At 73.1% G+C, this 12417-nt stretch carries 12 protein-coding genes; 7 read left to right on the top strand and 5 right to left on the bottom strand.

The annotated features are described in order from the left end of the window. Nucleotides 1-135 precede the first annotated feature (135 nt). Nucleotides 136-591, top strand: a complete 456-nt coding sequence (locus LZ495_RS17205) for a MarR family winged helix-turn-helix transcriptional regulator (protein ID WP_235053115.1) — start codon at nt 136-138, stop codon at nt 589-591. 17 nt (nt 592-608) lie between these two features. Here the strand turns inward: LZ495_RS17205 and LZ495_RS17200 are convergent, their stop codons facing one another. Further along, entirely contained in the window at nt 609-1439 is an 831-nt protein-coding gene (locus LZ495_RS17200; RefSeq protein WP_235053114.1) for a DinB family protein, read from the bottom strand. A 205-nt stretch (nt 1440-1644) separates the two neighbouring features. Between LZ495_RS17200 and LZ495_RS17195 the strand changes: the two genes are divergently transcribed. The 3 genes from LZ495_RS17195 to LZ495_RS17185 all read left to right on the top strand — a co-directional run bounded on the left by LZ495_RS17195 (nt 1645) and on the right by LZ495_RS17185 (nt 5272). Then, nucleotides 1645-3201: a circularly permuted type 2 ATP-grasp protein gene (locus tag LZ495_RS17195; protein WP_235053113.1), complete on the top strand. Its 1557-nt coding sequence runs from the start codon at nt 1645-1647 to the stop codon at nt 3199-3201. A 125-nt stretch (nt 3202-3326) separates the two neighbouring features. After that, nucleotides 3327-4418 (top strand): alpha-E domain-containing protein, encoded by a 1092-nt coding sequence (locus tag LZ495_RS17190; RefSeq protein ID WP_235053112.1) that lies wholly within the window; start codon nt 3327-3329, stop codon nt 4416-4418. Beyond that, entirely contained in the window at nt 4415-5272 is an 858-nt protein-coding gene (locus LZ495_RS17185; RefSeq protein WP_235053111.1) for a transglutaminase family protein, read from the top strand. The genes LZ495_RS17190 and LZ495_RS17185 overlap by 4 nt, the downstream gene beginning before the upstream one ends. 71 nt (nt 5273-5343) lie before the next feature. Here LZ495_RS17185 and LZ495_RS17180 read toward each other — a convergent pair whose 3' ends face one another. Continuing rightward, nucleotides 5344-5769 carry an LppU/SCO3897 family protein gene (locus tag LZ495_RS17180; RefSeq protein WP_235053110.1) on the bottom strand — a complete coding sequence of 142 codons (426 nt, stop codon included), beginning with the start codon at nt 5767-5769 and terminating at the stop codon, nt 5344-5346. A gap of 326 nt (nt 5770-6095) precedes the next feature. On the opposite strand from LZ495_RS17180, the gene LZ495_RS17175 reads away from it, so the two are divergent. Further along, the gene (locus LZ495_RS17175; protein ID WP_235053109.1) at nt 6096-6548 is read left to right on the top strand and encodes a hypothetical protein; all 453 of its coding nucleotides are present in this window, start codon (nt 6096-6098) and stop codon (nt 6546-6548) included. A gap of 262 nt (nt 6549-6810) precedes the next feature. Here LZ495_RS17175 and LZ495_RS17170 read toward each other — a convergent pair whose 3' ends face one another. Then, the gene (locus tag LZ495_RS17170) at nt 6811-7179 is read right to left on the bottom strand and encodes a DUF6401 family natural product biosynthesis protein (protein ID WP_235053108.1); all 369 of its coding nucleotides are present in this window, start codon (nt 7177-7179) and stop codon (nt 6811-6813) included. Between the two features lie 78 nt (nt 7180-7257). Between LZ495_RS17170 and LZ495_RS17165 the strand changes: the two genes are divergently transcribed. Then, nucleotides 7258-7446 carry a hypothetical protein gene (locus tag LZ495_RS17165; RefSeq protein WP_235053107.1) on the top strand — a complete coding sequence of 63 codons (189 nt, stop codon included), beginning with the start codon at nt 7258-7260 and terminating at the stop codon, nt 7444-7446. A 107-nt stretch (nt 7447-7553) separates the two neighbouring features. Here LZ495_RS17165 and LZ495_RS17160 read toward each other — a convergent pair whose 3' ends face one another. Next, nucleotides 7554-8588, bottom strand: coding sequence for a rod shape-determining protein (locus LZ495_RS17160; protein ID WP_235053106.1), 1035 nt, complete (start codon nt 8586-8588; stop codon nt 7554-7556). A gap of 394 nt (nt 8589-8982) precedes the next feature. Between LZ495_RS17160 and LZ495_RS17155 the strand changes: the two genes are divergently transcribed. After that, the gene (locus LZ495_RS17155; protein ID WP_235053105.1) at nt 8983-10563 is read left to right on the top strand and encodes a PP2C family protein-serine/threonine phosphatase; all 1581 of its coding nucleotides are present in this window, start codon (nt 8983-8985) and stop codon (nt 10561-10563) included. 94 nt (nt 10564-10657) lie between these two features. On the opposite strand, the gene LZ495_RS17150 is transcribed toward LZ495_RS17155, so the two are convergent. After that, on the bottom strand, nt 10658-12127 hold the full coding sequence (locus tag LZ495_RS17150; RefSeq protein ID WP_235053330.1) for a DNA-binding protein NsdB: 1470 nt from the start codon (nt 12125-12127) through the stop codon (nt 10658-10660). Between the last annotated feature and the right edge of the window lie 290 nt (nt 12128-12417).

The raw sequence follows: 12417 nt of genomic DNA, 5'->3' as shown, positions 1-12417 counted from the left end.
CTCCACTTCAACTCCTATGTTGATCATGCAAACGACGCCGGAGCGCGTAAGCAGAGGAAACACGCGTAAGCAGAGGAAACAGAAGAAGCAGAAGCAAGCCGAAGACAGCCGAAGAAGGCAGAAGGGGCGTACCCCATGGCCGTGCAGACCTACCCCGAGGCCCAGCTCGCCCGTCAGCCCATCGGCTACTGGAGCGGCGTCGTGCACCGCGACGTGGTCGGCTTCATCCGCGGCACGCTCGCCAAGGAGCAGCTGACCCAGCCGCAGTGGTGGACGCTCAACCACGTCGGCGACGCGCCCGGCACCTGGACGCGGCAGTCCCTCGCCGAGCGGCTGTCGGTATTCGGCGACCCGGGCCTGGACTTCACCCCGGCCTTCGCAGGCCTGAGCTCGCGCGGCTGGCTGGCCGAAACCGGCGGCACGCTCGCGCTCACCCCCGACGGGGAGGCCGGCCTGCTTCGCGCGCGCGAACGCGTCGCCAAGGCGAACCGGCAGCTCCACGAGGGGATCTCGCGCGACGAGTACCTCGCCGCGCTCGACGTCCTGCGCCGCATGGTCGACAACGTGGGCGGCAACAGCGACCTGCCCTGACGCGCACGGGCCGCCGCTCAGCCGGCCTTCGCTTGGAGCACGTCGAGGTCCCGGGCCGCGAAGCGGTGGTGGTCCCACTCCTCTCTCAGGATCACGTGCAGGCAGGACAGCGTCGTCTCGGCACGGCCGTGCCAGGGGTTCCGCCGTACTGCGGCCAGTTCCTCCGCGGTGGCCGCGGCGAGGAAGTCGCCGACCATCGCGACGCGGTCCGCGCGGGCTTCGACGACCTCGGCGTACGCAGGCGTCCGGTCCGCGAACAAGGACGGGTCCAGGCCCAGTTGCTCCGGCCCGCCGCCGACCAGGCCCAGCGGATGGAAAGGCAGCTCGCGTCCGAGCACCGACCGGCCCAGCCAGAGGTCGGTGGCGAAGACCAGGTGCCGCAGCGTCTGGGCGAACGACCATTCCCCGTGCACCGAGACGTCCACCAAGGCGTCCCCCGAGTTTCCTCCCGAGATTTCCGCCGAGATGTCCGCCGGGCCGTCCGACATCGCCTCGGCGCGCGCCATCGTGGCGGCCCAGGTCTGCTGCAGCAGGCTCCAGGCCGCGCGCAGGCCCTCCGGATCCGCGGCGCGCCGCTGCGCCCGGCCGGGGAACCGGCGGTCCAGCTCCGCCTCCACATAACCCGCCACGTCGATGCCGTTGATGTGGAACGTGGCGCCGCCGTCGGCAAGCCAGGGCGCGTCGATGTCGGCGTCGCGGACCTCGACGCCGCGCATGACGACACCCGACAGATTCGCCTCGCTGAACCGGCACCCGCCCAGGTCCGCCTCGGTGAACCGGGATCCGCTCAGATCCGTCCCGGTGAACGTCGAGCCCCGAAGGTCGTCGGACTCCCTGAAGATCGCCAACTCATCCTCCCGAACGGCCGCGTCGACGCTGACGCGGACACAGGCCGCACACCTATCACGGCCCCCCGACACACCCGGGTCGGCCGCACACCACCGACCGGCGCGGCGCGGCGCCAAGCGGGGCCGAGCAGCGCCGAGACGGCCTGTGACAGGGGGAGAACTCCCGTGAAACGCCGCGGAAACAGGCGCTTCCTACGCTCCGGTCATGGCGGACATCTTCGACGCATATCGGCCGGCTCGGGCGTGGGACGAGATGTTCGCCGCGCCCGGCGTACCCCGCACGCCGTACCTCGCGGTATTCGCCGCGCTGCAGCGGCTGGGCGCGAACGACCTGCGGTACCGGGCGGACCAGGTGGCCCGGCTGTTCACCGACCGGGGCGTGACGTTCGCGTTCGCCGGCGACGAGCAGCCGTTCCCGCTCGACCAGATCCCCCGCGTCCTCGCGGCGCAGGAATGGGACGAGGTCACCCGCGGCGTCGCCCAGCGCATCCGGGCGCTGGAGGCTTTCCTCGCCGACGTGTACGGCCGCGGGCGCGTGCTCGAGGACGGGGTGGTGCCGCGCGCCCTCGTCCTGTCCTCGCCGCACTTCCACCGCGCCGCGGCCGGGATCGAACCGCCGGGCGGAGTGCGGGTGCACGTGGGCGGTATCGACCTGGTCCGCGACGAGGAAGGGCGCTTCCGGGTCCTGGAGGACAACGTCCGCATCCCCAGCGGGGTCAGCTACGTCATCGAGAACCGGCGAGCCGGGACGCGGCTGTTCCCGGGGATCTTCGCCGAGCACCGGGTCCGCGCCGTGGACGCGTACCCGGCCAGGCTGCTGGCCTCGCTCCGCGCCACCGCCCCGGAGGGGGTGGCGGACCCGACCGCCGTGGTCCTCACGCCCGGCCGGTACAACGCCGCGTACTTCGAACACACCCTGCTGGCCCGGCTGATGGGCATCCCGCTGGTCGAGGGGCGGGATCTCGAATGCCACCGCAACCACGTCTACATGCGCACCACGCGCGGCCGCCGCCCGGTCCATGTGATCTACCGGCGGGTCGACGACGACTTCCTGGACCCGCTGCACTTCCGCGGCGACTCGCTGCTCGGGACGCCGGGTCTGCTGAACGCCGCGCGCGCCGGCAACGTCACGCTGGCCAATGCGGTCGGCAACGGCGTCGCGGACGACAAGCTCCTGTACACGTACGTGCCCGACCTGATCCGCTACTACCTCGCCGAAGAGCCGGCGCTGGACAACGTCGAGACGTACCGGCTCGACAGCCCGGACCGCGTGGCGTGGGTGCTCGAGCACGCGCACGAGCTGGTGCTCAAGCCGGTCGACGGGTCGGGCGGCAAGGGCATCGTGATCGGTCCGCATGCCGAGGAAGCGGAACTGGCCGTGCTGCGCGCCGCGGTGGCGGCGGATCCGCGCGGCTGGATCGCGCAGCGCCCCGTCGCCCTGTCCACGGCGCCCACGCTGATCGGCGACCGGCTCGAACCCCGGCACGTGGACCTGCGGCCGTTCGCGATCAACGACGGGACCGACATCTGGCTGCTGCCCGGCGGCCTCACCCGCGTCGCGCTTCCCGAAGGGCAGTTGGTGGTCAACTCCAGCCAGGGCGGCGGTTCCAAGGACACCTGGGTGCTGGCCGACGGCAGCCGGGACGGGACCGGCGCGCGCAAGCTGGTCGCCGTCGCGGCCATGCCGCAGAGCCGCGACCAGCAGCCCTCGCCGTTCGGCGACGAGTCGGCGGCCGGCGCCGCGCAGCAGATGCAGCAGTGACCAGCCGCTTGTGCACACCCGCAGCCGGGACGGCCGGGCCGCGGCGACCGGGCGCCCCACGGGACGCCGCGACAGGAGGGGGACGGCCGGTGCCACCACGAGGAGCCGCCGCGGGAGCCGCGGCCATGCGCGACGATGCGTGGGACGGGTACGGGTACGGCCACGGCGGCCGCCCGTCCGACATCCCGCTCCCGGCGCGCCCCGAGCCGGGGGCCGGCAGCGAGCCACCCGGAGCACGGCGTCCCGACGCCCCGCCGAGCCTGCTGAGCCGGGTCGCCGAATCGCTGTTCTGGATGGGCCGCTACGTCGAACGCGCGGACGACACCGCGCGGCTCCTCGACGCGTTCGTGCACCGCATGGTCGAGGACCCGTGGACCGACGAACCGGCCGCCTGCCGCTCGCTCCTCGGCGTCCTCGGCCTGTCCGATGCGCCGCCCGGCCCGACGGCGCCGTTCGGCCCGCCCCTCGACACCCAGGCCACCATCCGCCGCATCGCCTTCGACGAGGACTCCCCCAGCTCGATCACGGGAGCGCTCCTCCTCGCCCGCGAGAACGCCCGCGGGGTCCGCGAAGTGGTCTCCAGCGAGATCTGGGAGTGCCTCAACGTCACCCGGCACGGCCTCGCCGCGAGCCGCCGCTCCGCCGAGCAGCTCGGGCCCGCGGCGTTCCTGACCCACGTGCGCGAACGCGCCGCGCTCTTCTCCGGGCTCGCCGACGCGACGCTGTCCCGGGACGAAGGCTGGCGCTTCCTCGTCCTGGGCCGCTCCCTCGAACGCGCCGACATGACCGCGCGCCTGCTCTCGGTCTTCCTCACCGGCGACGGTCCGATGCCGGACCGGACCACGCTGCTGCGCGCGGCCGGCGCCGAGGAGTCGTTCCTGCGCACGTACGGCGGCGCGGCGGGCACCGACCGGGCGGTGGAATTCCTGCTCCTGGACCGGCTGTTCCCGCGGTCCGTGCTGCATGCGCTGAGCACCGCGGAAGAGTGCCTCCTCGCGCTCGGCCCCGCGGCCGCGGAGCGCACCGGTGTGGCGGACGAGGCGCGGCGGCCGGTGGGCCGGCTCCGGACCCGCCTGGAGTACGCCGACGTCTCCGCCTTCGCCCGCGAACTACCCACACTCCTGGGGGATTTGGGCGCGGCATGCGCGCAGGCCACGGACGCCGTCGCGCGGCGCTTCTTCCCGGACGCCCCGCTGGCCCGCTGGGAGGGACGTTGACCTCGACCGCCACCGGCTGGCGCCTGGGGATCCGGCACGTGACCGAGGTCGCGTACACCGGATCGGCGCGCTCCTCCTTCAACGAGGTGCGCATGGCGCCCCTGACCCTGCCGACGCAGACCGCGCTCGAGTCGCGTGTCGAGATCAGCCCGCCCGCACACGCCTGGACGTATTGGGACTACTGGGGGACGCAGGTTGTCGCCGTGGACATCCCTGAGCCGCACGAGCGCTTGCGGCTCACCGCCCGGGCCACGGTGGAGACTTCGCCCGCACCGCCGCTGCCGGCCGCGCCGTCCTGGGAGGTGCTGCGCGACACCGCGGCGCGGGGTCCGGAGTCGGAGTACTCCGCGGCCACCGAGCTCACCCGCGTCGACGAGGCCGTCGCGGCCGAGGCGCGGCGGCTCGCCGGCGGGCTCGGGCCGCACGAGGCGGCCGCGGCGATCGCGGCGTGGGTGCACGGCCAGGTCGCGTACGTCCCCGGCTCGACCGGGGTGGGCACCGGCGCGCAGCAGGCGTACGACCAGCGCGAGGGCGTGTGCCAGGACATCGCGCAGCTGACCGTGGCGATGCTGCGGTCGGCGGGGCTGCCGGCGCGGTACGTGTCCGGCTATTTCCATCCGGTCCCGGAGGCGGAGCCGGGCGAGACGGTCGCCGGGCAGAGCCATGCGTGGGTGGAGTACCGGGCAGGTGCGTGGGTGGCCCTGGACCCGACGAACATGGTCGAGGTGGGCGTACGGCACGTGGTGGTGGGACGCGGCCGCGACTACGCGGACGTGCCGCCGTTCAAGGGGGTGTACCAGGGCCCGCCGGGTGAGCCCCCGAGGGTGGTCGTGGAACTCACCCGGCTGGCCTGAGACATCCGCCGCGGCCGGCTCCCATGGCCGCGGCGGACCCCCGTTGCCCCCGTGCGTCCCCCGCCGGGTCCTCAGCCCTGGCCGGTGGCGGCCAGGAGGCGCTTCTTCATCTCGGCGAAGTCCGCCTGGTTGAAGGCGTACGGCATGGTGCCGACGGCCTCGTAGTCGTCGAACGTGGTGGACGCGGTGACCGTCAGGCACAGCACCGTGCCGTCCGGGCCGCGCCATTCCATGCCGGTCTCGTAGCCCTTGTCGGCCGGCAGCGACCGGCACGGTGTCGGGTCCGAGCCGGGCTTGACGACCGCGGTGACGCGCCACCGGGCCTCGGGCGACGCGCAGTCCAGGTCGGCCGGGCGCGTCGCACCGACCAGGGACCCTTCGAAGGCGGCGAGGCACGTGGCCTTGCCCTCCGAGCCGGCGTCCGCCTCGTCGTGCGGGATCGCGAACCGGTAGACCGGGTATGCCGCGACGGCGAGGACGGCGAGTGTCCACAACATGGGCTTGAGGACACCGCCCCGAGGGCGCGGCGAAGCACGTCGGCCGCGCGGGCGGTCGGGGTGCGGGGGCGGTGCGGCGTGCGGACTTCCATGAACCGGAATCGCCATGCGGGGCACCTTATCCAGCCGCGCCCGGCTTCGGGAATGGTACAGACCAAATTCGTCTAGACCTTTTGGCGGACCCGCTCCCGACCCCCCTCCGACCCCCTCCTGGACATCCCCTAGTCCTCACGGCGCACCCGAACGCCAGCCTTCGAGCTGACGCGATTCCGCGCCCTTCGCGGTGATCATGAGGGGGTACCGCATATCCCGAGAGAGGCTTCTCCATGCTGAAGGCAGGTCTGATCATCGCCGGTTCCGCGGTCGCCGTGGTGGGCATCGGCGCCGTGGTCGGAATCCCGATGGCGCAGGAGTGGCTGGACGGCCGGCACCAGCAGGAGTCGCGCTACGACACCGGCCGGGACGCGAAGGCGGACCGGGCCTCGATGCCCGGCTGGCTGCCGGACGGCACGACGCAGGTCCGCTACAAGATGAAGACCACCGGCGGGGACCGCCTGCTGGTGGCGCAGCTGCCGGACGGCAGGCTTCCTGCGGAGTGCGCCCCGGCGGTCGGGCACCACCGCCCGAAGATGACCGCGGACTGGTTCCCCAAGGGCGTGACCCGCAAGGCGAAGGTCAAGTGCGGGACGTACAGCGGGTACGTGGACGGCAGGAAGCTGGTCGCCTGGCAGACGCACGACGCGTGGCTGCAGCAGGAGCGCGCCACGGCGCCGCGCTGACCGCGGACTTCGGACCACGCACCGCACACGCAGACCGCAGACCGCAGACCGCAGACGCAGACCGCAGACCGCAGACGACATCGGAGTGCCCCCGGGCCGGTTCACGACCGGCCCGGGGGCACTCCGATGTTCCGCGCCTGCCCGCACCCCCGTAGCGGGCCGACGCCCCTGGAGAACAATAGAACAGGTTCCAACACCGGGAAAACCGTCCGGTTTCCTCTTGCACGGTGAGCAGCACCCGGCGCAGCGACGAATATGCAGGTCAGCGGGCCAGCAGCCGATGCTCGCGGGTCAGCCGGCACACCGCGGCAAGGCGCAGCACGGCAAAGTCCGGCGCGGCCGGCTCGCGCCATCCGGACTCCGCCAGCGCATCGGTGAAGCCGAGGACGTAGTCGGCCAGGAGCCGGCGGTCGGGTACGCGCGTGCCGGGCAGGTCCGCATCGGCGGCGGCGGGATTCGCGGCGGCGGCGCCGGAGGCGGCCGCGAGTGCATCGCAGACCGCTGCCGCATGCTGGTCGACGGCCGCGACCAGGCCCGGCTCGCGGGCGAGTTCGGCGAGCCGGGGCAGGTACGCGGACACCACCCCCGCCAACGGGCAGCCGGGCGGTTCGCCCTCCGGCGTCATGTCCATCTGCCGACTGTAACCCGGCCGACCTGACACACCGGGCAATCTCCGTAAATCGGTCATATTCCATGCGAGCATCGAGCCATGAGCGACGACGACATCGAGTGGTACTACTGCCTCAAGCACGGCACCGCCGAGCAGGGCGCCGGCTGCCGGGCGCTCGACCGGCTCGGCCCGTACCCGACCAAGGCGGCGGCCGAGCACGCCCTCGAGACCGCGGCCGAGCACACCCGCGAGGAAGACGCCGCGGACGAGCGCTGGGAAAACGGCTGAACCCGGCGCCGTGACCGGGAGGCGCAGCCGAGGGCTGCACTCTCCGGTCACGGCACCGGGTCCAAGGGCGTGCCGGGGGATCTCGGTACCTCGGCTCCGCCCGGGGGTCACGCCACCGGCGCGAAGGCCTCCGGGTCCGTGGCCGCCTCTTCTTCCGCAGGCGTCTCCGCGGGCATCGGCTCGTGCGCGGCGGGCTGGACGGGGCGGCCGTCCATCAGCCGGGCCAGGCCGTCGATCACCCGGGTCTGCGGATCCGGCGCCACGTGCACCGGCATGCCGGTCGCGTTGCGCACCATCGTGTCCAGTCCGGGGATGTGCGCACCGCCGCCGGCCAGCGTGATGCCGCGGTCGGCGAGGTCCACCACCAGGTCCGGCGGCGACCGGCGCAGGACGCCGGCGATGCCGTCGAGCAGGGCGGTCAGCGGTGTGCCGATGAGGTCGCGGATCCCGGCCGACTCGATGCTCAGCTGCCGGGCCAGGCCGCTGCCCACGTCCTTGCCGAGGACCGGGATGTACTCGTCGGCGTCGAGCCGCTGGTAGATCTCCCGAATCGCGCCGGCCGGGACCACCACACCGTGCTTGCTGCGCAGGTGCTCGGCGATGGCGTGCTCTATGGCGTCGCCGCCGACCGGCACCGCGGTCGCGGCCACCACCGCGCCCAGCGACAGCACCGCGATCTGCGTGGTGGCCGTACCGCAGACCACCACCATGGCCGCCTCCGGCAGGTCCACCGGGAGCTGGCAGCCGATCGCCGCGGCGACCGGGATGTCGACCAGCTCGACGCGCCGCACGCCCAGTCCGGACAGCGCCAGCACCGCAGCCTTGCGGGTCAGCGGGCCGCTGTCGTGCGGTACTCCGACGACGGCGCGCACGCCGCCCGCGCGGCGCCACAGCGGTGCCACCCGGCCGTCGGCCAGTTGCCGCAGCATCGACTGGGCCAGTTCGGTGTCCACCACCGTGCCGCTCGATATCGGCCGGGCCACCCGGATATGGTCCGGCGACCTCCCGACCATGCGCGCCGCGACCGAGCCCACGGCGACGAGGCCGCCGGTGCGGGTGTCGACCGCGGCCAGACTCGGCTCGTCGACGACGAGGCCTTGGTTCTTGAGGTAGATACGGGTCCGGGACGCCCCAAGGTCCACGGCCACATGGCAACGCCGCAAGGCGGCAGGATCGACTCCCACAGCATCCTCCGATTCGTCCGAGGCAATGCTCAGCGGGAATCTGCCTGAACCTTGCAGGGGACTGCGGATCAGGCTCCATCGTGTGCCGATCCGGGACCGGTACGCGCGTCTACTGGGCCGGTCGGGTGACGACACACCGTAGGCGGGCGGCCATACGGCCCACAGCAGGTGCGGAATCGGCGGGTTCGGGCACTCCCGGGCACAGCCAGGCACTGCCGGGCACTGCGGTCGAATCCGGTCACCCTGCTCGCTACATCCGCCAGCCCCACCAATGTGGTGAAATCATCCCCACCTGCCCCGGATGTGTGCCAGAGTCGGGATCTGGCGGCAGGGGACGGGCGTAGGCGGGTAAATGCACGAGCGGCCGGAGTTCGACGCGGCGGATCTGACAGCGATGATGACCAGGGTGGCCCGGCTCCGCTCGCAGGTCGACGACCTCTTGGCGGCGTACCTGTCGCAAGAGTCCTCCCGGCAGGCGCACTTATGCGAACTGCTGTCGGCGAGCCTGGAGCAGTCGCTCGACCACCTGGCCCGGCTCTGCTCCCCCATACGCGAGGAGCCGGCCGCCCATGAAGCGGTGAACGGCTCGTCCGGAACCCGTGGTTCGCACGGCCGCGCGGGCACTGCCGCGGTATCGGCGGGCAGCGTCGCGGACCTGTTCCGCTCGGCGCGCTATCTGCGGCCCCGGCTGGTCGACACCGTCGTCGGCGACACGCTGCTCCCGGGCCGCCCGCACGCACCGCGCGACCTCTCGCTGCCACCGGACGAGCCGGTGCGCGGCCGCGGCCACCAGGAACTCGCGGTTCCGCCGCCCCGCGCCCGGGCCGGGCTGCTGGCCAGCGCCGAGTGGCATCTGGACACCGACGAGATCCGCTGGTCCGACGAGATGTACCAGATCTTCGACCGCGATCCCGTGCACGGCCCGCTGCGGCTCGACGACCTGCCGTACCACGTGCTGCCCGGCGACCTCGCCGCGGTGGCCGCGATGATCGACGCGCTGCTCAATGAACTCCTGCCTACCGAGGGCGAGTTCCGCATCCTGCGGCCGGATGCCACGGTGCGATCGGTCCACCTGGTCGGCGAGCCGGTGCTCGACGGGGACGGCCATCCGCGCAGCGTCTGGGTGATCATGCGGGACGTGACCGAGCTGCGCTGGACCCAGGCGGCGCTGTCCGAGGCTCGGGCGCAGCTGCTGGTGCAGCGCCAACTTGCCCGCGACGAGCACCGGATGGCCGCGGAGCTGCAGCGTGCGGTCATGCCGCGCTGGACCCGCGCCGTGAAGCTCCCCGGACTGGACCTCGCCACCTGCTACTTCCCCGCCGACGCACCGGCGCGGGTGGGCGGCGACTGGTACGACGGCATGGCGATGGCGGACGGCACGGTCCTGCTGACCCTGGGCGACATGGCCGGGCACGGTCTGGCCGCCGCGGCCGGCATGACGACGCTGCGCAGCGCGCTGCAGGGCTTCGCGGTGACCGGCGCCACGCCGGGCGAGATGCTGTACTGGCTCAACCGGCTGCTGCTGCACACGATGCCGGCGGAGGCCATCGCGACCGCGCTGTGCGGCCGGTACGAGCCGGAGCGCCGCGTCCTGACCTGGTCGCGGGCCGGGCACCCGGCGCCGCTGCTGTTCCGCGGCGGGCGCGGCAGCGTCCTGGAGCCGCCGTCCGGGGTGGTGCTCGGCGTGCACGACGAGCCGTCGTACGAGGACGCCGAACTCGAACTCCGGCCGGGCGACCTGCTGCTGCTGTTCACCGACGGCCTGGTGGAGCGCCGCGGGCGCGACATCGACGACGCGATCGCCGTCCTGCTGGGCCTCGGGCCGATGCTGGCGACCGGGGATGCGCGGTCCTGCGTGGACCTGGTGGTCAGCCGGCTGGGCAGCACCGACTACGAGGACGACGCCTGCGTGATGGCGGTCCGGGTGTCCTGACCCGCGGGCCGGGCACCGGGCGCGGCCCGGCGCAGAGATCTCTCGGTCCCGGGCCCACTGGACCCACTGGACCCACTCGGCCCCGGCGCAGGCCTCAGGCCGGTGCCGCCGGCCCCTGCAGTCCGCCGCCGTCCGCGATCTCCTCGTGCAGGCTTCGCACTTCGGGGACGTCCTTGTACCGGCCGGTGAGCTTCTGCATCTCGCCGAGGCGGTCCCAGGTGCGGTGCGAGGAGACCTCGCGGGTGGACCGGATGGCCATGCGGGCGTACTGCGCACCCGCGTCCGGCTGCCCGTCCAGCAGGTACGCCGAAGCCAGCGAGATGAGATCGAACGTCTGCGAGCGCTGATGTCCGAGCGCCCGCAACTCCATGGCCTTCTGGGCGTGTTCCTGCGCGGGCCGGACCGCCGACGGGTCGGAGTCGGCAAGCGTGCGGTAGACCAGCGCCTGCATCCCGTGCAGGTCCGCGCTGTCGAAGAAGCCGATCCAGTCCGGGTCGTCCTGCGGCTGCGAGCCGGTGAACGCGCGCTCGGCCAGCCCGAGGGTGCGCCGGCATTCCGCGGCCTGCCCGAGGGCGGCCTGCGCCCAGGCCTCCACGGTGTGGAACATCGCGCGCGTGGTCGGCGTGGCCCGGTCCCCCGCGGTGCGCTGCGCGAGGTCGATGAGCGCGAGCGCGTCGCGCGGCCGGCCCAGGTGCACCATCTGGCGTGCGGCCCGCGACAGCGCCTCGGCGGCGCGCGGCAGATCGCCGGCCTCCCGGGCGGCGTGCGCGCCGATCACGAAGTAGTTCTGCGCGGTCGGGTCGAGGCCGACGTCGTGCGACATCCAGCCGGCCAGCACGGAGAGGTTCGCGGCCACCGCCCACAGCCGCCTGCGGACCTGGGCGGGGTTCTCCGCGGTCAGCAGGTTGCCGACCTCGTTGAGCTGGCCGACCACGGCCTTGCGCTGCAGGCCGCCGCCGCGGTTCGCGTCCCAGGCCCGGAACACCGTGACGGCGTGCTCCAGCGCGGCCACTTCCTCGGCGCCGACCGGGCCGGAGTCGATCGGGGCGTACACCGCGCGTGTGCCGAACGTGCCGGCGCGCGGCGGCGGAGCTGCTGCGGGGCCGGTCGGCGCGGACTTGCCCGCGCCGAGCCAGCGGTCGAAGTTGGTGACGAGCACCGGACCCGCCACCAAGGCGAATCCGGTGCCGACGAAGCCGCGCCGATTGAGCATGAGGTCCATTCCCGTGAACTCGGTCAAGGCGTCCACGGTGCGCTTGGTGCTCCACGGCAGTTCCTCGGGAACGGCTGGTACGTGGTGCCTCGGGCGCCCGGTGAGGCCAAGATCCTCGGAGGTGACGACACGTCCGAGTCGCTCGGTGAACAGCGCCGCGAGCACCCGGGGAACGGGGTCGCGCGGGCATTCCCCGTCCTCCAGCCAGCGCCGCACCCGCGAGGTGTCGGTGGCCAGTTGCGGATGCCCCATGCCGGCCGCCCGCCGGTTGACCAGGCGGGCCAACTCGCCTTTGGACCAACCGGTCAGCGCAAAGAGGTCCACCAGTTTGGTGTTGCGCTCGCGCCGCATCTCGGCCCGTCCCTTCGAGTAGCTGTCCACGTCGAGCCCCCAGGCTGCTCGGTGCTTCGAGGCTAGTGCGGCAGGCCCGGGGCGCTCCTGATTCGCCAGGGTTCGCCAGGGTCCGCCACGTGGATCACCACCCACGCGAGGGGGTGTCGTGGATGGTGGATCCGGCACGTGGGCACCCACCCGCCGCGCGGCCGGGTCCACTCGAGCACCGGTACAACCTGTACGACCCGAGCACCAGTGAGCACGCGAGCACGGCATCACCACCATCGGTGCCGGCGAGCGGGGGGGGG

The organism is Yinghuangia soli (assembly GCF_021502675.1).
GTDB lineage: Bacteria > Actinomycetota > Actinomycetes > Streptomycetales > Streptomycetaceae > Yinghuangia > Yinghuangia soli.
Note: the sequence above shows the minus strand (reverse complement) of the source record. Positions and strands in the feature narration are given on the sequence as shown.

Excerpts from the sequence above, each read along its gene's own strand:
- LZ495_RS17205 (WP_235053115.1), top strand. The coding sequence starts at position 136 with ATGGCCGTGCAGACCTACCCCGAGGCCCAGCTCGCCCGTCAGCCCATC.
- LZ495_RS17195 (WP_235053113.1), top strand. The coding sequence starts at position 1,645 with ATGGCGGACATCTTCGACGCATATCGGCCGGCTCGGGCGTGGGACGAG.
- LZ495_RS17190 (WP_235053112.1), top strand. The coding sequence starts at position 3,327 with ATGCGCGACGATGCGTGGGACGGGTACGGGTACGGCCACGGCGGCCGC.
- LZ495_RS17180 (WP_235053110.1), bottom strand. The coding sequence starts at position 5,769 with ATGTTGTGGACACTCGCCGTCCTCGCCGTCGCGGCATACCCGGTCTAC.
- LZ495_RS17175 (WP_235053109.1), top strand. The coding sequence starts at position 6,096 with ATGCTGAAGGCAGGTCTGATCATCGCCGGTTCCGCGGTCGCCGTGGTG.
- LZ495_RS17170 (WP_235053108.1), bottom strand. The coding sequence starts at position 7,179 with ATGGACATGACGCCGGAGGGCGAACCGCCCGGCTGCCCGTTGGCGGGG.
- LZ495_RS17165 (WP_235053107.1), top strand. The coding sequence starts at position 7,258 with ATGAGCGACGACGACATCGAGTGGTACTACTGCCTCAAGCACGGCACC.
- LZ495_RS17155 (WP_235053105.1), top strand. The coding sequence starts at position 8,983 with ATGCACGAGCGGCCGGAGTTCGACGCGGCGGATCTGACAGCGATGATG.
- LZ495_RS17150 (WP_235053330.1), bottom strand. The coding sequence starts at position 12,127 with ATGCGGCGCGAGCGCAACACCAAACTGGTGGACCTCTTTGCGCTGACC.